Source organism: Enterobacter sp. 198 (assembly GCF_009025585.1).
In the GTDB taxonomy this organism is placed as follows: domain Bacteria; phylum Pseudomonadota; class Gammaproteobacteria; order Enterobacterales; family Enterobacteriaceae; genus Enterobacter; species Enterobacter ludwigii.
Map to the genome: position 1 here is coordinate 80,852 of NZ_WCIM01000034.1, position 16,457 is coordinate 97,308.

The 16,457-nt window shown below is 53.5% G+C and carries 18 protein-coding genes and 1 tRNA gene; 12 read left to right on the forward strand and 7 right to left on the reverse strand.

Features of this window, described 5'->3' with window-relative positions; translation table 11 throughout:
- Positions 1-22 precede the first annotated feature (22 nt).
- Both F8561_RS22955 and bglJ read left to right on the forward strand, forming a co-directional pair.
- Complete coding sequence (locus F8561_RS22955) at positions 23-760, forward strand: helix-turn-helix transcriptional regulator (protein WP_014168509.1); 738 nt, start codon at positions 23-25, stop codon at positions 758-760.
- Positions 757-1,392 (forward strand): DNA-binding transcriptional activator BglJ, encoded by a 636-nt coding sequence (gene bglJ / locus F8561_RS22960; protein ID WP_032681707.1) that lies wholly within the window; start codon positions 757-759, stop codon positions 1,390-1,392. Before F8561_RS22955 ends, bglJ begins: the two co-directional genes overlap by 4 nt.
- A 38-nt stretch (positions 1,393-1,430) precedes the next feature.
- Here bglJ and F8561_RS22965 read toward each other — a convergent pair whose 3' ends face one another.
- Positions 1,431-1,889: a YbaK/EbsC family protein gene (locus tag F8561_RS22965; RefSeq protein WP_014168511.1), complete on the reverse strand. Its 459-nt coding sequence runs from the start codon at positions 1,887-1,889 to the stop codon at positions 1,431-1,433.
- A 328-nt stretch (positions 1,890-2,217) separates the two neighbouring features.
- On the opposite strand from F8561_RS22965, the gene F8561_RS22970 reads away from it, so the two are divergent.
- Positions 2,218-3,564, forward strand: coding sequence for a PTS sugar transporter subunit IIC (locus F8561_RS22970; protein ID WP_025205610.1), 1,347 nt, complete (start codon positions 2,218-2,220; stop codon positions 3,562-3,564).
- A 47-nt stretch (positions 3,565-3,611) separates the two neighbouring features.
- On the opposite strand, the gene fhuF is transcribed toward F8561_RS22970, so the two are convergent.
- Positions 3,612-4,400 (reverse strand): siderophore-iron reductase FhuF, encoded by a 789-nt coding sequence (gene fhuF, locus F8561_RS22975; protein ID WP_020885292.1) that lies wholly within the window; start codon positions 4,398-4,400, stop codon positions 3,612-3,614.
- Positions 4,401-4,494: 94 nt separating this feature from the next.
- Positions 4,495-5,559: a GGDEF domain-containing protein gene (locus F8561_RS22980; RefSeq protein WP_020885291.1), complete on the reverse strand. Its 1,065-nt coding sequence runs from the start codon at positions 5,557-5,559 to the stop codon at positions 4,495-4,497.
- Between the two features lie 215 nt (positions 5,560-5,774).
- Between F8561_RS22980 and F8561_RS22985 the strand changes: the two genes are divergently transcribed.
- Positions 5,775-6,044, forward strand: a complete 270-nt coding sequence (locus tag F8561_RS22985) for a DUF1435 domain-containing protein (RefSeq protein WP_192938275.1) — start codon at positions 5,775-5,777, stop codon at positions 6,042-6,044.
- A 40-nt stretch (positions 6,045-6,084) separates the two neighbouring features.
- Here F8561_RS22985 and F8561_RS22990 read toward each other — a convergent pair.
- Together F8561_RS22990 and rsmC are read right to left on the reverse strand one after the other, a co-directional pair.
- A tRNA-Leu gene (locus F8561_RS22990) sits at positions 6,085-6,171 on the reverse strand.
- Between the two features lie 173 nt (positions 6,172-6,344).
- Positions 6,345-7,373 (reverse strand): 16S rRNA (guanine(1207)-N(2))-methyltransferase RsmC, encoded by a 1,029-nt coding sequence (rsmC, locus tag F8561_RS22995; RefSeq protein WP_014168516.1) that lies wholly within the window; start codon positions 7,371-7,373, stop codon positions 6,345-6,347.
- A gap of 102 nt (positions 7,374-7,475) precedes the next feature.
- Between rsmC and F8561_RS23000 the strand changes: the two genes are divergently transcribed.
- From F8561_RS23000 to F8561_RS23035, 8 genes are all read left to right on the forward strand, one after another.
- Entirely contained in the window at positions 7,476-7,889 is a 414-nt protein-coding gene (locus F8561_RS23000) for a DNA polymerase III subunit psi (protein ID WP_014168517.1), read from the forward strand.
- Positions 7,858-8,301 (forward strand): ribosomal protein S18-alanine N-acetyltransferase, encoded by a 444-nt coding sequence (gene rimI / locus F8561_RS23005; protein ID WP_014168518.1) that lies wholly within the window; start codon positions 7,858-7,860, stop codon positions 8,299-8,301. Before F8561_RS23000 ends, rimI begins: the two co-directional genes overlap by 32 nt.
- A gap of 19 nt (positions 8,302-8,320) precedes the next feature.
- Positions 8,321-8,998 carry a pyrimidine 5'-nucleotidase gene (yjjG, locus tag F8561_RS23010; RefSeq protein ID WP_151888010.1) on the forward strand — a complete coding sequence of 226 codons (678 nt, stop codon included), beginning with the start codon at positions 8,321-8,323 and terminating at the stop codon, positions 8,996-8,998.
- Between the two features lie 91 nt (positions 8,999-9,089).
- Positions 9,090-10,679 (forward strand): peptide chain release factor 3, encoded by a 1,590-nt coding sequence (gene prfC / locus F8561_RS23015; protein ID WP_014168520.1) that lies wholly within the window; start codon positions 9,090-9,092, stop codon positions 10,677-10,679.
- A gap of 303 nt (positions 10,680-10,982) precedes the next feature.
- Positions 10,983-11,600: a molecular chaperone OsmY gene (gene osmY, locus F8561_RS23020; protein WP_020885287.1), complete on the forward strand. Its 618-nt coding sequence runs from the start codon at positions 10,983-10,985 to the stop codon at positions 11,598-11,600.
- Between the two features lie 129 nt (positions 11,601-11,729).
- Positions 11,730-11,891 carry a DUF1328 domain-containing protein gene (locus F8561_RS23025; RefSeq protein ID WP_003856556.1) on the forward strand — a complete coding sequence of 54 codons (162 nt, stop codon included), beginning with the start codon at positions 11,730-11,732 and terminating at the stop codon, positions 11,889-11,891.
- 120 nt (positions 11,892-12,011) lie between these two features.
- Positions 12,012-13,064, forward strand: coding sequence for a patatin family protein (locus F8561_RS23030; protein WP_025205520.1), 1,053 nt, complete (start codon positions 12,012-12,014; stop codon positions 13,062-13,064).
- Positions 13,061-13,843: a TatD family hydrolase gene (locus F8561_RS23035; protein ID WP_151888011.1), complete on the forward strand. Its 783-nt coding sequence runs from the start codon at positions 13,061-13,063 to the stop codon at positions 13,841-13,843. The genes F8561_RS23030 and F8561_RS23035 overlap by 4 nt, the downstream gene beginning before the upstream one ends.
- Here F8561_RS23035 and F8561_RS23040 read toward each other — a convergent pair.
- Both F8561_RS23040 and F8561_RS23045 read right to left on the reverse strand, forming a co-directional pair.
- Entirely contained in the window at positions 13,838-14,698 is an 861-nt protein-coding gene (locus F8561_RS23040) for a YjjW family glycine radical enzyme activase (protein WP_020885284.1), read from the reverse strand. The genes F8561_RS23035 and F8561_RS23040 overlap by 6 nt on opposite strands.
- Positions 14,673-16,220, reverse strand: a complete 1,548-nt coding sequence (locus F8561_RS23045) for a YjjI family glycine radical enzyme (protein ID WP_151888012.1) — start codon at positions 16,218-16,220, stop codon at positions 14,673-14,675. Before F8561_RS23045 ends, F8561_RS23040 begins: the two co-directional genes overlap by 26 nt.
- Between the last annotated feature and the right edge of the window lie 237 nt (positions 16,221-16,457).

A 16,457-nucleotide genomic window follows, 5' to 3' on the forward strand; every position in this document is an offset into this window, starting at 1 on the left:
TGAAAATGGACACGGAGGGTCTATGTCGTCATTGAATGGTAAACATGGCGTCGTCATTAGCAGGATACCCGTAATGCAAAACGGGTTGGGGGGCGTGATGACACGCCATTTTGCCGATTTTGATTTAACGTTTTGCCGTTCGCTGCAGGAATTAACCCTGCTGCAGTTACGGCGTGCAGACGTCATTATCGCTGATATTTCAGGTGAATACAGGAATCCCCGGGGCACGCTCGAAGAATATTACGGTTTATTAAATCAATATCGGGATATTCACTGGATTTTTTTAGTCTCCCGGCCGCTTTACCCTATTGCCGTTGAGCTGCTGATGCGTCCGGAAAGCACGTTGCTTTCTGATATGGAGCCGATAGAAGGCGTAATTAACGCCATCCGTGCAGGCAGTGAACGGGCAGAGCGGATAAGCCAGACGTTATTAACGCCCGAGCCTGCCTGTAACGATGATGAAGACGACCGGGTCATTGCGCTCACCCACTCTGAACGCAAGGTATTGCGTCTGTTAGGCAAGGGCTGGGGGATTAACCAAATTGCCACTTTGCTCAAGAAGAGCAATAAAACGATCAGTGCACAGAAAAACAGTGCGATGCGACGGTTGTCATTACGGAGTAATGCCGATCTGTACGCCTGGATCAACAGTACTCAGGGATTGAGAGAGCTGAGTTTAATGTCAGCCTATGGAGAGTTCGAGGAATGGATAAAACCGGTTCAACAAGACATATTGCCGTCATCGAAAATTGCGCGATGAGTGCCGTCGGGCTGGAGCACCTGTTTGCACTGCCCACGCTCAGCCATTATCAACTGCACATGTTCAGTGAATTTGACAGCTTTAAGAAGGCGCTTCCTCATGTCTCTTTTTTCTCGCTGATCTATTCACTTTCTGATGCGCGAGAAGAGCGTCGAAACTGCCTGGCATCCCTGCGGGATCTCGCGTTTACGCATAATCATATTCAGCGCATCATCCTGGCGGCAGATGAAATGGAAGCGCGGTTAATCAGCCATCTTTCCCCTTCACGCCTTCACGGTGTCGTCAGTAAATCGGTGTCGCTCGACCGCCTGCAGGAGGAGTTGCTGGTGTTGCTGAGTGAAACGCTGCACATCAATGACAATATGCTCAACCACTGGTACAAGAGTCAAAACAGGATGTTAAGCCCAACGGAGCGGGCGATTTTGCGGTATATGTCCTGCGGGTTTTCTATTCCTGAAATCGCCGCGCAGCTTGAGCGCAATATTAAGACCATCCGGGCGCACAAGTTTAATGCGATGGTGAAGCTTGGGGTCAATTCTGACGTGGGACTGCTTGATGCGGCAGATATTCTGACTCATCTCCCGGCCCGGGATCCGCGAACATCAGTATTAAGCCAGCCGACATTTTTATAAGCTGATATCTGTGCGCCAGACAGGCTCTGGCGCCTCATTCAGATGCAAACATCCACCCATTTTGCGGACGTCAGTTCTGCCATTCTGTCTGGTGAAATACGCACGGCACTGTGAATTGCACCCGCGGCCGGCAGCACTTCAGCATACTGCTTCAGTGAAATATCGCAATAAACCGCGAGCGGATTTTCCAGCCCAAACGGGCACACGCCGCCAACAGGATGACCCGTGATGGTCACCACTTCATCACAACTGAGCATGCGTGCTTTTGCGCCAAACGTGTCTTTCAGTTTTTTATTATCCAGACGCGCATCACCTTTCGCGACCACCAGAATGACGTCATTTTTAACCTTCAATGACAGCGTCTTGGCGATTTGTCCCGGCTCAACACGATGGGCGGCAGCAGCCAACGCAACGGTTGCGGTACTCTGGCTAAGTTCAATAACCTCTATATCCGGAGCGTTGTCGGCAAAAAACTGCTGTACAGACTGCAAACTCATTGTTTCCTCCTGACAAATATCCCGCGTAATCTGTCATAAGAATTTATGCTCTGTAAATATCTCTTCAGTAACAAATATCCCACACGGTCGATTTCTGGATCGCCTTCACATTCACAGAAACCGGTTACAGTAACCGGTTGCAGACCGTGAGTGAGAGATTAATACTGACTATGTAACGTCCCCTGTATCCAATAATAAGAGCTAAATATGAAACCATTCCGTCTGAGCAGTACCGCTGGTAAACGCGCCGGCAAGGTTGTGAAGGTGATGTATGGACCAACGTATGGCGTGCATGCGCCCGTCATAAACGTCTGAAAGGAGATCTGCTATGTCTGCCAACCATGCTGCGTTTAATCTGATATTTCGTTTTGTAGAAAATTACGTCAGCCCGATTGCCGGGCGGATCTCCTCCCAGCGTCATGTTATGGCTATTCGTGATGGCTTTATCTCCGCGATGCCGTTCATGATTGTGGGTTCATTTTTACTCGTCTTCGCGTATCCACCGTTTTCGCCTGATACCACCTGGGGTTTCGCGCGCGCCTGGCTGGACATGGCGAAGCAATTTGAAGGTCAGATCCTCACGCCGTTTGATATGACCATGGGCGTTATGTCCCTGTATATCTGCGCGGCCATTGCCTATAACCTTGGCAAACACTATGTCAAATCGCATCAGTTAGACCCGTTTATGTGCGCCATGCTGTCGCTGATGGCGTTTCTGCTGGTCGCGGCGCCGAAAACCAAAGGCACGCTTCCGGTCGACAGCCTCGGCGGGACAGGCATTTTTACCGCGATTCTGGTGGCTATCTACTGCGTTGAGATGATGCGTTTTCTCAAAGCGCATAACATCGGGATCCGTCTGCCGGACCAGGTTCCGCCGATGATCAAAAACTCCTTTGATCTGTTGATCCCGGTGCTGGTGGTGGTGTTGACGCTTTACCCGCTGAGTCTGGTGATTCAGTCTGAGTTTGGCATGCTGATCCCGCAGGCGATTATGTCTGTCTTCAAACCGCTGGTTTCCGCCGCAGACTCCCTGCCGGCAATCCTGCTGGCGGTGTTGATTGGGCATTTGCTGTGGTTCGCCGGGATCCACGGTGCCGCGATTGTCTCCGGGATGTTGCAGATGTTCTGGCTGACCAACCTGGGCGCTAACCAGACCGCGCTGGCCGCCAGCCAGCCGCTGCCGCATATTTTTATGGAAGCGTTCTGGACGTTCTTTATCGTCATCGGGGGGTCAGGTGCCACGATGGGGCTGGTGTTCTGCTACCTGCGCAGCCGCTCCGCTCATCTGCGTTCTATCGGCCGCCTGAGCGTGGTGCCAAGCCTCTTTAACATCAACGAACCCGTTATTTTCGGTACGCCGATTGTCATGAACCCGGTGTTCTTTATTCCGTTCCTGCTGGCACCCATGGTTAACGCCGTGCTGGCCTGGTCGGCGATGAAGTTCGATCTGATTGGCCGCGTGATCTCCGTTGTGCCGTGGACGGCACCTGCACCGGTAGGTGCCGCATGGGCGCTGGGCTGGGATTTCCGTGCAGCCATTCTGGTGGTGGTCCTGGCGTGCGTATCGGCCATCATCTACTTCCCGTTCTTTAAAGTGTATGAGAAGCAGCTGCTGGAGCAGGAAGCGGAAGAAGCGCAACGTAATGCGGAAGAGGAAAATCAGCAGGTAGCGTGAGAAACGGGTGCCGGGTCAGCGTTAATGCGGCCCGGCAACACCTGACCTTACTTGAGCGTACAATCTCCACACTGCTGAACGTCCGGCAGGCGATAACGCTGGCAGCAGGTGCGACGAACCAGAAGCCCGTCACGAAGGACCACGGTGCGGAATAACGGGTTATCGCGGCCATCGGAAAGCTGTTTTGCAAAGAAACAGGACTGGCGCAGGGCCTCGACCTTCTCATCACCGAGCAGAGGTTTCATTTCCGTCAAATACCAGTGGATTAAATACCCGGTATTGCTCCAGATAAGCTTCCCGTTGATTTCCCCCGTCTCTTCCAGCGCATCCACCACCGGGATCAGGGCGCGAGTTATGAGCTGCTCCATACGTTCCTGAGCAGAGAGGTGCTCCGCATTCTGGTCTTCGTGGAGATCAATCCAGAAACAGGCCGCACGGCCGGTCTCGTGGAACTCGACATGAAAATATTCCGGGGAGAGTTCCAGCATGCCCTTTTGAGTGAGCAGCGCCAGCATGAGTGGGGGCACCATCAGCCCGATATACCACTGCGCCCATAGGGAGAGCAGGGGTTTGTTTTCCCGCGTAAGGGTCGGTTGATTGCGATAGATATGGTCGGAATAGGTTGCCAGCAACGACTGCAGTGTCGACGGCTGTCGCCACTCTTCCAGCGTCATGGCGTGGTGCGGGTGCGCTTCATCCAGCCTGATAAAGTCCAGCAGGTGGGCGCGGGTTTTAGCGATCTTATCCCTGATGGCATCCGCAAGCGAAACATTCCCGGTGGGGAGGCGGGCTCTCCAGAGAAGGGGTTCAACGATTTGTGCGGTATGAGTGGCCATAGTAGAGATACAAATCTAAATGATAATGATTGCCAATCCTAACTATTGCTCATACCGATGGCAAGACTTTTGTCCGCGTTATATGACGCCGCGCTTACGCGGTCTGAAGCTCTTCGCTCAGCAGGATGTTATTGCGCCCCATATGCTTTGCTTCGTAGAGGGCTTTGTCCGCTTTCTCCAGTGCGCCTTCGGCATCTTCATCCTCAAAAATGGCAATTCCAATGCTGATGGTGACGTTTGTCGCCACGCTTTCATTGAACATATGCGGGATTTTTAAATCGTAGACTTTCTGGCGGATCCGCTCTGCCGTCTGGCGGGCATGCTCGAGAGAAATATTGGTCAGCAGAACCATAAATTCTTCCCCGCCGAAGCGAGCCACAATATCACGTGAACGCACGGCATCACGGATGGCAGCAGAGACCCGGATCAGCGCCTGGTCGCCCATCATATGGCCGTAGTGGTCGTTGTAGGCTTTAAAGTGGTCGATATCCATCAGCAGGACAAAGTGCTCGCCGTTCTCCACTGCCGGAAGATTCTCCAGCCGGCTTTGCAGTCCGCGACGGTTATAAAGGCCGGTAAGCGGGTCCATCATGCTCAGATCGGTGAGGGTCTCACGCTCCTCCAGCAAACGGGAAAGCAGTTCCTGCGCGAAGCGATCGTTACGTCTTTGCAAAATGTTATGAATCGCAATTGCTACCACAGGAAGTGCGAAAGAATAGGTCATTCTCAGCCATATATCATGATTACTTAACCACAGGCAGACAATAAAGGTGGGGAAGGAGTGCAGCGTAAATGCTTTGATATTACTGGCGAAGGCCAGCGTACCAATAAACAGTACCGTTAATAATGCCATGATCAAATAGGTCGCCTGATCGTGGGTAATTAACGAAAATTTCGAGGCCACCTGCCACGCCCATAAAATACCGAAGATCGCTGAAACGGCAGGAATATTTACCTTGCGGGTTCTCTTTTTCCAGTGCCAGACGAGTAGCCCGATGCTGATAACAAAAATAGAAATCAGAGGGACCGATAACAGGCGAATAGAATAGAGCGGGTTTGTTACCGAGAACACAGCTGAGGTCGCGTTCAAAAATAAAAATAAACGTAACGATAATTGATATTTACTGTGGACCAAAGACCGCCAGGATTGTGATGTCATAGTAGTGCGTTTTTATTAATATTTAATTAAAACAGGTAAATAGGTGTTGTTTCGCAATGAAAGATGCAAAAAACTCAAAGAGTAATTATCAGAAAAACTTTAGGTCTAGTTAACAGGTGAGCAATTTATCACCTTAGGCATTTCCTGTCATTACAGGAAAGGTAAAGGGGGAGAGTTTTTGATTAATCGTGCTGACAAATGATAATTGATATCATATGATATTGGTTATCATTATCAGTGTGAGAGGGCGAACCATGTTGAACAGGGCGCTGGGAAGTGGTTGGGGAGTGTTACTGCCGGGGGCGATTCTTGGCGGTCTGATGTTTGCCGATCTCTCCATTGATGTCTGGAAAGCGCTCATTGTGTTAGGACTGTTAGTGACGTCAGGGATGATCTGGCATAAACAGCTACGCCACTTTGTGTTACTGCCGTCATGCGTAGCACTGGTCAGTGGAATTCTGGTGATACTGATGAGTTTGAAATAAGCGGAAAGCGAGAAGAACGTCAGAAAGGATGTAAGATAATTGGTGCGAGGGGGGGGACTTGAACCCCCACGTCCGTAAGGACACTAACACCTGAAGCTAGCGCGTCTACCAATTCCGCCACCTTCGCATACCATCGACACTGTAAAAGTATCGTAACCACGGAGGCGCATTCTAGATGTTTTCAGCTTTACGTCAACAGAAAAATGCGCACGCTGTTTTGATTGCTGCAAAAATGGCCGATGGTAGCGCCCGGTTTTGCCGGATAGCGGTTACGCGTATCCGGCCTGACAGATAAGGGGATTACTTCTTAGCCTGACGCGTCATCACGGTGCGGTAAACCTTAAAGCGACCCGTCTGGGCGATGACTTCATGGAAGCCAAAGGTTTCATCCAGCACTTTCGGGTACGGCAAGAAGGCGTTAGCCACGATACGCAGTTCCCCCCCGCTGTTCAGATGACGTACTGCACCACGGATCAGCGTTTGCGCCGCTTCAAGGCTGGTTTCCATACCATCGTGGAACGGTGGGTTGGAGATGATCATGTCGAAACGGCCATTCACATCAGAGAAGACGTTGCTGGCAAACACGTCGCCTTCCAGGCCGTTTGCGGCAAGCGTTGCGCGGCTTGCTTCAACCGCCGGGGCGCTCACATCGCACAGGGTTAAGCGCACTTTTGGCGAATGGCTCGCCAGTACGGTTGCCAGTACACCCGCGCCACAGCCGACATCCAGCACTTTGCCTTTCGTATGCGGCGTCAGGGTGGAGAGCAACAGCTGACTGCCCACGTCCAGACCGTCGCGGCTGAAGACGCCTGGCAGAGTTTTAATGGTCAGACCGTCAAGCTGATACTCATCCCAGAATTTCTCAGCATCAAAGGTCGCCTGTTTTTCCAGACGGCCGTGATACAGGCCACAGCGACGGGCGCTGTCGATTTTATTCAGCTGCGCATAGCCTTCCAGCATCTGTTCTGCGCTACGAACGCCGCTGCGGTTCTCACCGACCACAAAAATATCGCAGCCAACGGGCAGCAGAGAAAGCAGGTTCATCAGCTGGAACTGGGCTTCTGGCTTGTTCTTCGGCCAGTAGTAGATGAGCGTGTCGCAGTCGGCGATGTCGCTCTGTTCAGCGACCAGGCTAAAGCGCGCGCGGTCGTCCATCTGGCGGCTCAGTACCTGCCAGTGGTGGTAATATTGGGTGTGGGCACGGCTTTCAGCACAGTCGAAACGTGCGGGCAGGTCATCCTGCATATCTCCGGCAAACAGAATACGGCTTTCTTCGAAATCATCACTGTGACGCAGCAAGACTTCACTTGCCGGGGTAAATGCAGACATGAATTGTTCCTCAATTAACTCAGGCGGGGATTATAGTAGGTAGATGGCGCAGTTTCGACACATTTGCTATATTTGCGCGCCTGAGAGACAGGAGTTTTCCCTATGACATCCCGACGAGACTGGCAGTTGCAGCAACTGGGCATCACCCAGTGGGCCTTGCGTCGCCCGACGGCGTTGCAGGGCGAAATCGCCATCTCCATCCCTGCGCACGTCCGGCTGGTGATGGTGGCGGAGGAACTGCCTGCCCTGAATGAACCCCTTATTGGTGATGTCCTTCGTAGCCTGAAGCTGACCACTGAACAGGTTTTACAGCTTACGCCAGACAGGGTCACCATGCTGCCATCCGACAGCCGCTGCAACAGCTGGCGTATGGGAGACATCGATGAGGTCTCCCTGGAAGGGAGCCAGATCTGCTCGCCAGCGCTGGACGAACTGAAAGCCAACCCAAAAGCGCGCAGCGCGCTATGGCAACAAATCTGCGAATATGAACACGATTTCTTCCCTCACGACGCCTGATCTGACCGCGGCGTACGCGATTGAAACGCGCGCCCATGCTTTTCCATGGAGCGAAAAAACCCTCGCCAGCAATCAGGGCGAGCGGTATCTGAATTACCGTCTGGACGTCGACGGCACGATGGCCGCTTTTGCCATCACGCAGGTCGTTCTGGACGAAGCGACGCTGTTTAATATCGCGGTTGACCCCGCGTATCAGCGCCGGGGGCTGGGAAGAGAACTGCTTGAGTATCTCATTCGCGAGCTCGAAACCCGTGACGTTTTCACCCTGTGGCTGGAGGTGCGCGCGTCGAATGTCGCCGCCATCGCACTCTATGAAAGCTTAGGCTTTAACGAGGCGACTATCCGCCGTAACTACTACCCCACCGCAGAGGGACGTGAAGACGCCATCATAATGGCTCTGCCGCTTGGATAACTAAAATAAGGTTGTAACGATGAAATGGGACTGGATTTTCTTTGATGCCGACGAAACGCTGTTTACGTTTGACTCGTTTGGCGGCCTACAGCGGATGTTTCTCGATTATAGCGTTACCTTCACCGCTGAAGACTTTCAGGACTATCAGGCGGTAAACAAACCGCTGTGGGTGGATTACCAGAACGGTGCCATCACCGCGTTACAGCTGCAGCACCAGCGCTTTGATGTCTGGGCCGAGCGGTTAAACGTCAGCCCGGGTGCGCTTAACGATGCCTTCCTTAATGCCATGGCGGATATCTGCGCGCCGTTGTCGGGCGCGGTTTCCCTGCTGGACGCCCTGAAGGGCAAGGCGAAGCTGGGCATTATTACCAACGGTTTTACCGCCCTGCAGCAGATCCGCCTTGAGCGTACGGGCCTGCGCGATCATTTTGACGCGCTGGTGATCTCTGAAGAGGTGGGCGTACCTAAGCCGGATCCGCGTATTTTTGATTATGCGCTGGAACAAGCGGGCAATCCCGATCGTGAACGAGTGCTGATGGTCGGGGACACCGCGGAGTCGGATATTCGTGGCGGGATGAACGCCGGCCTGTCGACCGTCTGGCTGAATGCACACGGTCGCACGTTGCCGGAAGGTATCCAGCCGACCTGGACCGTCACGTCATTGAACGAACTGGAGCAGCTCCTGTGTAAACAATGATTGCCTGCCCCCCATTGATGGGTAAAATAGCCGCATTTTTCGTATCCCATGATGCGCGGCCTGACGCCGCGCTTATATAGAAGATTTCATTATGACGTTGTCTCCTTATCTGCAAGAGGTGGCCAGGCGCCGTACTTTTGCCATTATCTCTCACCCGGATGCCGGTAAAACGACCATCACCGAGAAGGTGTTACTGTTCGGACAGGCGATTCAGACTGCGGGTACCGTAAAAGGCCGTGGTTCCAACCAGCATGCAAAATCTGACTGGATGGAGATGGAAAAGCAGCGTGGTATTTCCATTACCACCTCCGTGATGCAGTTCCCGTATCATGATTGCCTGGTCAACCTGCTGGATACCCCAGGGCACGAAGACTTCTCGGAAGATACCTACCGTACGCTGACGGCGGTGGACTGCTGTCTGATGGTCATCGACGCCGCGAAAGGGGTAGAAGATCGTACCCGTAAGCTGATGGAAGTTACCCGTCTGCGTGATACGCCGATCCTCACCTTTATGAACAAACTCGACCGTGACATCCGCGACCCGATGGAGCTGATGGATGAAGTGGAAAACGAGCTGAAAATTGCCTGTGCGCCTATCACCTGGCCCATTGGCTGCGGCAAGCTGTTCAAGGGTGTCTACCACCTTTATAAAGACGAAACCTATCTCTACCAGACCGGTAAAGGCCATACCATTCAGGAAGTCCGTATCGTAAAAGGTCTGGATAACCCGGAGCTGGATGCGGCTGTGGGTGAAGAGCTGGCCGCGCAGCTGCGTGACGAGCTGGAGCTGGTTCAAGGTGCATCTCACGAATTCGACAGAGAGCTGTTCCTGAGCGGTGAAATCACCCCGGTCTTCTTTGGTACCGCGCTGGGTAACTTCGGCGTTGACCATATGCTTGATGGCCTGGTGGAGTGGGCGCCACAACCGATGTCACGTAAAACTGACACCCGTGAAGTGGAAGCGAAAGAAGAGAAGTTCACCGGTTTCGTCTTTAAAATTCAGGCCAACATGGACCCGAAACACCGTGACCGCGTCGCCTTTATGCGCGTGGTGTCCGGTAAGTATGAAAAGGGCATGAAGCTGCGTCAGGTACGTATCGGTAAAGATGTGGTGATCTCCGACGCGCTGACCTTTATGGCGGGCGACCGTTCGCACGTTGAAGAAGCCTATCCGGGCGACATCATCGGTCTGCACAACCACGGTACGATTCAGATCGGCGATACCTTCACCCAGGGTGAAATGATGAAGTTCACCGGTATTCCGAATTTCGCACCGGAACTGTTCCGTCGTATTCGCCTGCGCGATCCGCTGAAGCAAAAACAGCTGCTGAAAGGGCTGGTTCAGCTTTCCGAAGAGGGCGCTGTCCAGGTGTTCCGCCCAATCGCTAACAACGATCTGATCGTAGGCGCTGTCGGTGTGCTGCAGTTCGACGTGGTCGTTGCGCGTCTGAAGAGCGAGTACAACGTGGAAGCGATCTATGAATCGGTGAACGTGGCGACCGCGCGCTGGGTAGAGTGTTCTGACGTGAAGAAATTCGAAGAATTTAAACGTAAGAACGAAGTGCAGCTGGCGCTGGATGGCGGTGATAACCTGACGTATATCGCTCCAACCATGGTCAATCTTAACCTGACGCAGGAACGTTATCCTGATGTCCAGTTCCGCAAAACGCGCGAACACTGATCCCCTCTCAGAGCACGGCAATCGCCGTGCTCTTCTTTATTTCCTGTCTTATTAATCTCTTGCGGAATGTTCTTAATTCAACATTATTTCGCGTCTTTTGCTCGTTTTTTACCCAAATCTGAAAGCGGCACTGTGAGAGTGATCTATATTTAACTCAGTGTTTAACACCGGGCGTGGATGAATTAACTGTTCAATGCATGACTTTGGGTTCTCCATTTTGCCCGTGTGTTCATTCGCAATATATAAAACTAGCAATTAGGGAAGTATGTCGCCCGAATGACGGGTATACACAGGAATACATCGATGAATATGACAAGACTGAAGATTTCTAAAACTCTGCTGGCTGTGACACTGGGTAGCATCCTGGTAAGTGGTTCTGCTCTGGCTGAAACCAGCACTATGGATAAAGCGCAGTCCACCGCCGATACCGCAGGGCAAAAAATCGATAGCTCTATGAATAAAGTCGGTAATTTCATGGATGACAGCTCAATCACAGCAAAAGTGAAAGCCGCACTGGTGGATGATGAAGCTATCAAGAGCACCGATATTTCCGTTAAAACTGACAAGAAAGTTGTCACCCTGAGTGGTTTTGTAGAAAGCCAGGCCCAGGCCGAACAGGCGGTAAAAGTGGCGAAGGGTGTTGAAGGTGTAGCGTCCGTGAGCGACAAACTGCACGTTCGGGACAGCAAAAACGCGTCGGTGAAAGGGTATGCCGGAGATGCAGCCACCACCAGCGAAATCAAAGCTAAACTTTTAGCAGATGACATCGTGCCATCTCGTAAAGTGAAAGTGGAAACCACCGATGGTGTGGTTCAGCTTTCCGGTACGGTCGATTCTCAGGCGCAAAGTGAGCGCGCCGAGTCCATCGCGAAAGCGATCGATGGTGTTAAAAGCGTTAAAAACGATCTGAAAACGAAGTAAATCTGCACCATTCGCCCGTCTGGCTAACGTCAGCGGGCGAAATAAAAATGACTCTGGAAAATCGCCGGTGAGTGATCTGAGCGCGCTCACATTTAGCGGCCGACATTAACTATGGTAAAGGAGAAGCTTATGTTTCGTTGGGGCATTATATTTCTGGTTATCGCGTTAATTGCCGCCGCATTGGGCTTTGGTGGTCTGGCAGGTACAGCGGCATGGGCAGCAAAAATTGTCTTCGTCGTGGGTATTATTCTGTTCCTGGTCAGCCTGTTTACGGGTCGTCGACGTCCGTAGCAAACGCAATATTCCTTCAACAAAAAAAAGCCAGTCCTCGTGACTGGCTTTTTCTTGTTTCAGTCGCTGGTCGGGTGCGCTACTGTGTCATAACAGAAAAATGAAAACAGGAAAGCAGAGGTGGGGCAACGAATTCCCGTTACGCTCGGCAATATTGCGCCGCTGGCGTTAAAGCCGTTTCGCGCAGGCCCGCTTGCGCTGGTGTGTGAAGGTGGCGGACAGCGCGGCATTTTTACGGCCGGTGTGCTGGACGAGTTTATGCGCGCACAATTCAACCCGTTTGACCTGTACTTCGGGACCTCTGCCGGGGCGCAAAACCTCTCTGCTTATGTCTGTAACCAGCCCGGCTACGCGCGAAAAGTGATCATGCGCTACACCACGGCGAAAGAATTTTTCAACCCGGTGCGCTTTGTGCGTGGCGGGAACCTGATTGACCTTGACTGGCTGCTGGATTCGACCTCAAGCCAGATGCCGCTGGCAATGGATACGGCGGCGCGCCTGTTCGACAGCGGAAAAGAGTTCTGGATGTGCGCCAGCCGTGGTGATGACTACACGCCGGGGTATTTCTCTCCTCAAAAAGAGAACTGGCTGGATATCATTCGCGCCTCCAGCGCCATTCCCGGTTTCTATCGTTCCGGCGCGCTGCTGGACGGCATCAGCTATCTGGACGGCGGCATCAGTGACGCGGTGCCGGTACAGGAAGCTGCGCGACGCGGGGCAAAAACCATTGTGGTGATCCGCACCGTCCCGTCGCAAATGTACTATACCCCGCAATGGTTTAAACGCATGGAGCGCTGGTTAGGCGACAGCAGCCTGCAACATCTGGTCAATATCGCGAAGCAGCATGAAACGACCTACGGCGCCATGCAGCGCTTTATTGAAAAACCGCCGGGTAAGCTGCGTATATTTGAAATTTATCCGCCTAAACCGCTGGTCAGCATGGCGCTGGGCAGCCGCGTTCCTGCGCTGCGTACCGATTACAAAACGGGGCGTCTGTGCGGGCGTTACTTCCTGGCGACAATAGGCAAACTGCTGGCTGAACAACCGCCTATACATCGTCATAAAGCCATTATTACCCCACCGGCAGTGGTGGCGAATGATGCGCTGGCGATGCCGCTGGTGGATGCTCCGCAGGCGAATGACGCATTGTTAGATAATGAGGATCTGGCGTGACGTACCGGTTTATCGATACCCACTGTCATTTTGATTTTCCACCGTTTACGGGGGATGAAGAGCAAAGCATCACGCGAGCTGCACAAGCCGGCGTAGAGGCGATAATTGTGCCGGCGGTTGAAGCGGCATACTTTGAGCGAGTACTGGATCTCTCAAGGCGGCACCAGGCGCTGTATGCCGCGCTCGGCCTGCATCCCATTGTGATTGAACACCATCTTGATGAGCATATCGACGCGCTGGACGCCATTGTGCAGACGGATGGCGACAAACTTGTCGCCATCGGTGAGATCGGCCTCGATCTCTATCGCGACGATCCGCAGTTTGCGCGCCAGCAGACGATCCTTGATGCGCAGCTGCGGCTGGCGAAGCGCCACGATCTGCCGGTGATCCTTCACTCCCGTCGAACCCATGACAAACTGGCAATGCATCTGAAGCGTATCGATCTTCCGCGAAGGGGCGTTGTGCACGGTTTTTCAGGGAGCCTGCAGCAGGCGCAGCGCTTTATTGCGCTGGGCTATAAAATTGGCGTCGGGGGTACCATCACCTATCCACGTGCCAGTAAAACCCGCGATGTGATGGCGCAGCTGCCGCTCGAAGCATTATTACTGGAAACCGACGCACCGGATATGCCGCTCAACGGTTTTCAGGGGCAGCCAAATCGCCCGGAGCAGGCCGCTCGGGTCTTTTACACGCTGTGTGAGCTGCGCGAGGAGCCGGAAGAGGTGATTGCGCATGCCCTGCTGGAGAATACCCGCGCGGTATTTGGTATTACGTTATAGATAAAGCGCCGGTCGGATCACCACGATTTGCTGTTGTTCCAGCGCCCGTGCCAGCGGCTCAATATCTTCGGGCGTGGCGCTGCGCCAGGACGCCGCTTCACCGTAAACGCCGTGAGCATGAAAGGCGTTAATGCGTACCGGGACATTGCCCAACGCGTGGATAAACGCCGTCAGCGCTTTGAGATGCTCCAGATAATCACATTGCTCCGGGATCACCAGTAACCGCAGTTCCGCCAGCCGCTGATGGTGTGCCAGCCAGCGGATACTGTGCTTAATCTGCGGATTTTCGCGTCCGGTCAGGAAGCGATGGTGTTCGTTCCCCCAGGCCTTCAAATCCACCATTGCTCCGTCGAATACCGGCAGCAGTTTTTGCCAGCCGGTTTCCCCTAACAGACCGTTGCTGTCCACCAGGCACGTCAGGTGTTGCAGGGCGGGATCGGCTTTGATCGCCGTGAAGAGCGCCACCAGGAACGGTAGCTGCGTTGTCGCTTCACCGCCGCTCACGGTAATACCTTCAATAAAGGGTGCGGATTTAGAGAGCTGAGTGAGGATCTCGTCGACGCTAAAACGGTGCGCCATTGGCGTTGCCTGCTGCTGGCACAACTGCAGGCAGGTATCACACTGCTGACACTGACTCTCCTGCCACCAGACCCGCCCGGCCTGTATATTCAGCGCATCGTGCGGGCAGTGGGGTACGCAGTCGCCGCAGTCGTTGCAGCGTCCGATGGTCCACGGATTGTGGCAGGTTTTGCAGCGCAGGTTGCACCCCTGGAGAAACAGAGCCAGGCGGCTGCCCGGCCCGTCCACGCAGGAGAAGGGGATCACCTGACTAACTAAAGCGCATCTGCTGTTCATGGCTTATCACGCGTGGCTGGCGCTCCAGGATGCGGGTGTGTCGGGCGGCTTCTTCTCCAAGCCAGGTGGTGTTAGTGCGTGACCCTGCTTCACGGTATTTCTCCAGGTCGGACAACCGCACCATATATCCGGTCACGCGTACCAGATCGTTACCGGCCACGTTGGCGGTGAACTCCCGCATTCCGGCATTGAACGCACCCAGACACAGTTGCACCACGGCCTGCGGGTTGCGTTTGACCGTCTCGTCCAGCGTCAGGATGTCGCTAATCCCGGCGTGATAGTGCTTGTGGTGTGGCGCCACGCTCAGCAGGTGGCTAATCGGGTCCGGCTCCTCCCCGTAAGGCAACCGCGCGCCCGGCGTCGTACCGATATCAGAGCTTATTCCGGACTGGGCATGCAGCATCGCACGCTGTTTCCAGCCGTATTTCACCGGCGTGTTTTCAACAAACGCCGCGAGCTGCTCGCTGATGCGATACCCCAGCGCGTTGGCCTGGTCGTCTTTACCGTAACGGCCCGGGGAACCCGCTTTCTCACACAGCACGTTCACCGCTTCGGCCAGGCCGTACATGCCGAACATCGGCACAAAGCGGTCGGGATCAATCAGCCCCTCTTTGACGAGGAAGCTATTCTCAAAGAAGCCGGATTTTTGATACAGGAACTCGCAGCGGGCATTGATGACGGCCAGTTGCTGCTGGCAGTAGTGGGGCAACGTACGGCTAAAAAAGTCTTCGGGCGAGTCGCTATGTTCGGCAATGGCCTTCAGGTTCAGGCGCACCAGCGTGCTGCCGCCGCCTGCCAGCGGCAGGGAGTTGTAACAACTCACGATGCCATAACGGCCTTTTGTGAAAATTTTATCATTCACCGGGCCGTTAGAAATATGGGGTTTGCTGCATTCACAGAGGTTTTCGGCCACCCTGAGCAGCAGCGAATCCGGTGTGATATCGGGATCATAAATAAAGGTCAGATTCGGTGCGACCTGCTTCAGCTCTGCATCAGCGCGTAAAATCGCGCGGGTAACGGGCGTGTCCGCCGGACCAATATTGGCATGCATAAACGCATCCGGAAGCGTTCTGTCGAGATAGCGCCAGAAACGTTTTATTCGGCTATCGATTTCTTCTTGTGTTAGAATATTAACATACGGTTGCAGTAATGCATCAAGATGACCGAGGAAGACCGGCATCGATGTGACAGAAGGAACATGGTGGTACAGGATGGTCAGCAGTGAGAGCGCGTCATCCAGATCCTTTGCCCCTTCCAGTTCCAGCCATGCCGAGCCGTTGGCGAGGAATCTGGCGTAATCAGGCAGAACATAGCGCGGTTTATAAGGCGCATGGCCTTCGAACATGTCGCAGATAAATCCCTCTTCCAACGCGGTGCGAGCGGCCTGAGGCAGCGCGGGGTAGGGAAGATTATTCTCCGCTTCCAGCGCCAGAAAATGACGTTTTTGCTCGGGGGTCAATACCGGGCTTGTCACAATTTGCTGGCAACGTTGTTGCAGTGCGTGAGGGCTGGCGTGGGACATATTCGCTTCCTTTATGGTTCTGCGGATGATGACCGAATTGTAGGAAGTCATCCCGGGGGGACTTTTGATCCCACACCGGGTATCGCTGCTTTAATCAGCAGCGACAGCAGTAAAATTTGAAGTTCATCTCATTACAGTAATGCAAATTTGTACGCAGTTTTCATTAACTGTGATGAATGTCGAAGTGTAAGTGCGGCTGGATGTTAGAATAGTCACAGACCGCAAGGTGAAATTTAT

Bases quoted from the DNA above. Each gene is read 5' to 3' on its own strand.
- F8561_RS22955 (WP_014168509.1), top strand. From the start codon at position 23: ATGTCGTCATTGAATGGTAAACATGGCGTCGTCATTAGCAGGATACCC.
- bglJ (WP_032681707.1), top strand. From the start codon at position 757: ATGAGTGCCGTCGGGCTGGAGCACCTGTTTGCACTGCCCACGCTCAGC.
- F8561_RS22965 (WP_014168511.1), bottom strand. From the start codon at position 1,889: ATGAGTTTGCAGTCTGTACAGCAGTTTTTTGCCGACAACGCTCCGGAT.
- F8561_RS22970 (WP_025205610.1), top strand. From the start codon at position 2,218: ATGTCTGCCAACCATGCTGCGTTTAATCTGATATTTCGTTTTGTAGAA.
- fhuF (WP_020885292.1), bottom strand. From the start codon at position 4,400: ATGGCCACTCATACCGCACAAATCGTTGAACCCCTTCTCTGGAGAGCC.
- F8561_RS22980 (WP_020885291.1), bottom strand. From the start codon at position 5,559: ATGACATCACAATCCTGGCGGTCTTTGGTCCACAGTAAATATCAATTA.
- F8561_RS22985 (WP_192938275.1), top strand. From the start codon at position 5,775: ATGATATTGGTTATCATTATCAGTGTGAGAGGGCGAACCATGTTGAAC.
- rsmC (WP_014168516.1), bottom strand. From the start codon at position 7,373: ATGTCTGCATTTACCCCGGCAAGTGAAGTCTTGCTGCGTCACAGTGAT.
- F8561_RS23000 (WP_014168517.1), top strand. From the start codon at position 7,476: ATGACATCCCGACGAGACTGGCAGTTGCAGCAACTGGGCATCACCCAG.
- rimI (WP_014168518.1), top strand. From the start codon at position 7,858: ATGAACACGATTTCTTCCCTCACGACGCCTGATCTGACCGCGGCGTAC.
- yjjG (WP_151888010.1), top strand. From the start codon at position 8,321: ATGAAATGGGACTGGATTTTCTTTGATGCCGACGAAACGCTGTTTACG.
- prfC (WP_014168520.1), top strand. From the start codon at position 9,090: ATGACGTTGTCTCCTTATCTGCAAGAGGTGGCCAGGCGCCGTACTTTT.
- osmY (WP_020885287.1), top strand. From the start codon at position 10,983: ATGAATATGACAAGACTGAAGATTTCTAAAACTCTGCTGGCTGTGACA.
- F8561_RS23025 (WP_003856556.1), top strand. From the start codon at position 11,730: ATGTTTCGTTGGGGCATTATATTTCTGGTTATCGCGTTAATTGCCGCC.
- F8561_RS23040 (WP_020885284.1), bottom strand. From the start codon at position 14,698: ATGAACAGCAGATGCGCTTTAGTTAGTCAGGTGATCCCCTTCTCCTGC.
- F8561_RS23045 (WP_151888012.1), bottom strand. From the start codon at position 16,220: ATGTCCCACGCCAGCCCTCACGCACTGCAACAACGTTGCCAGCAAATT.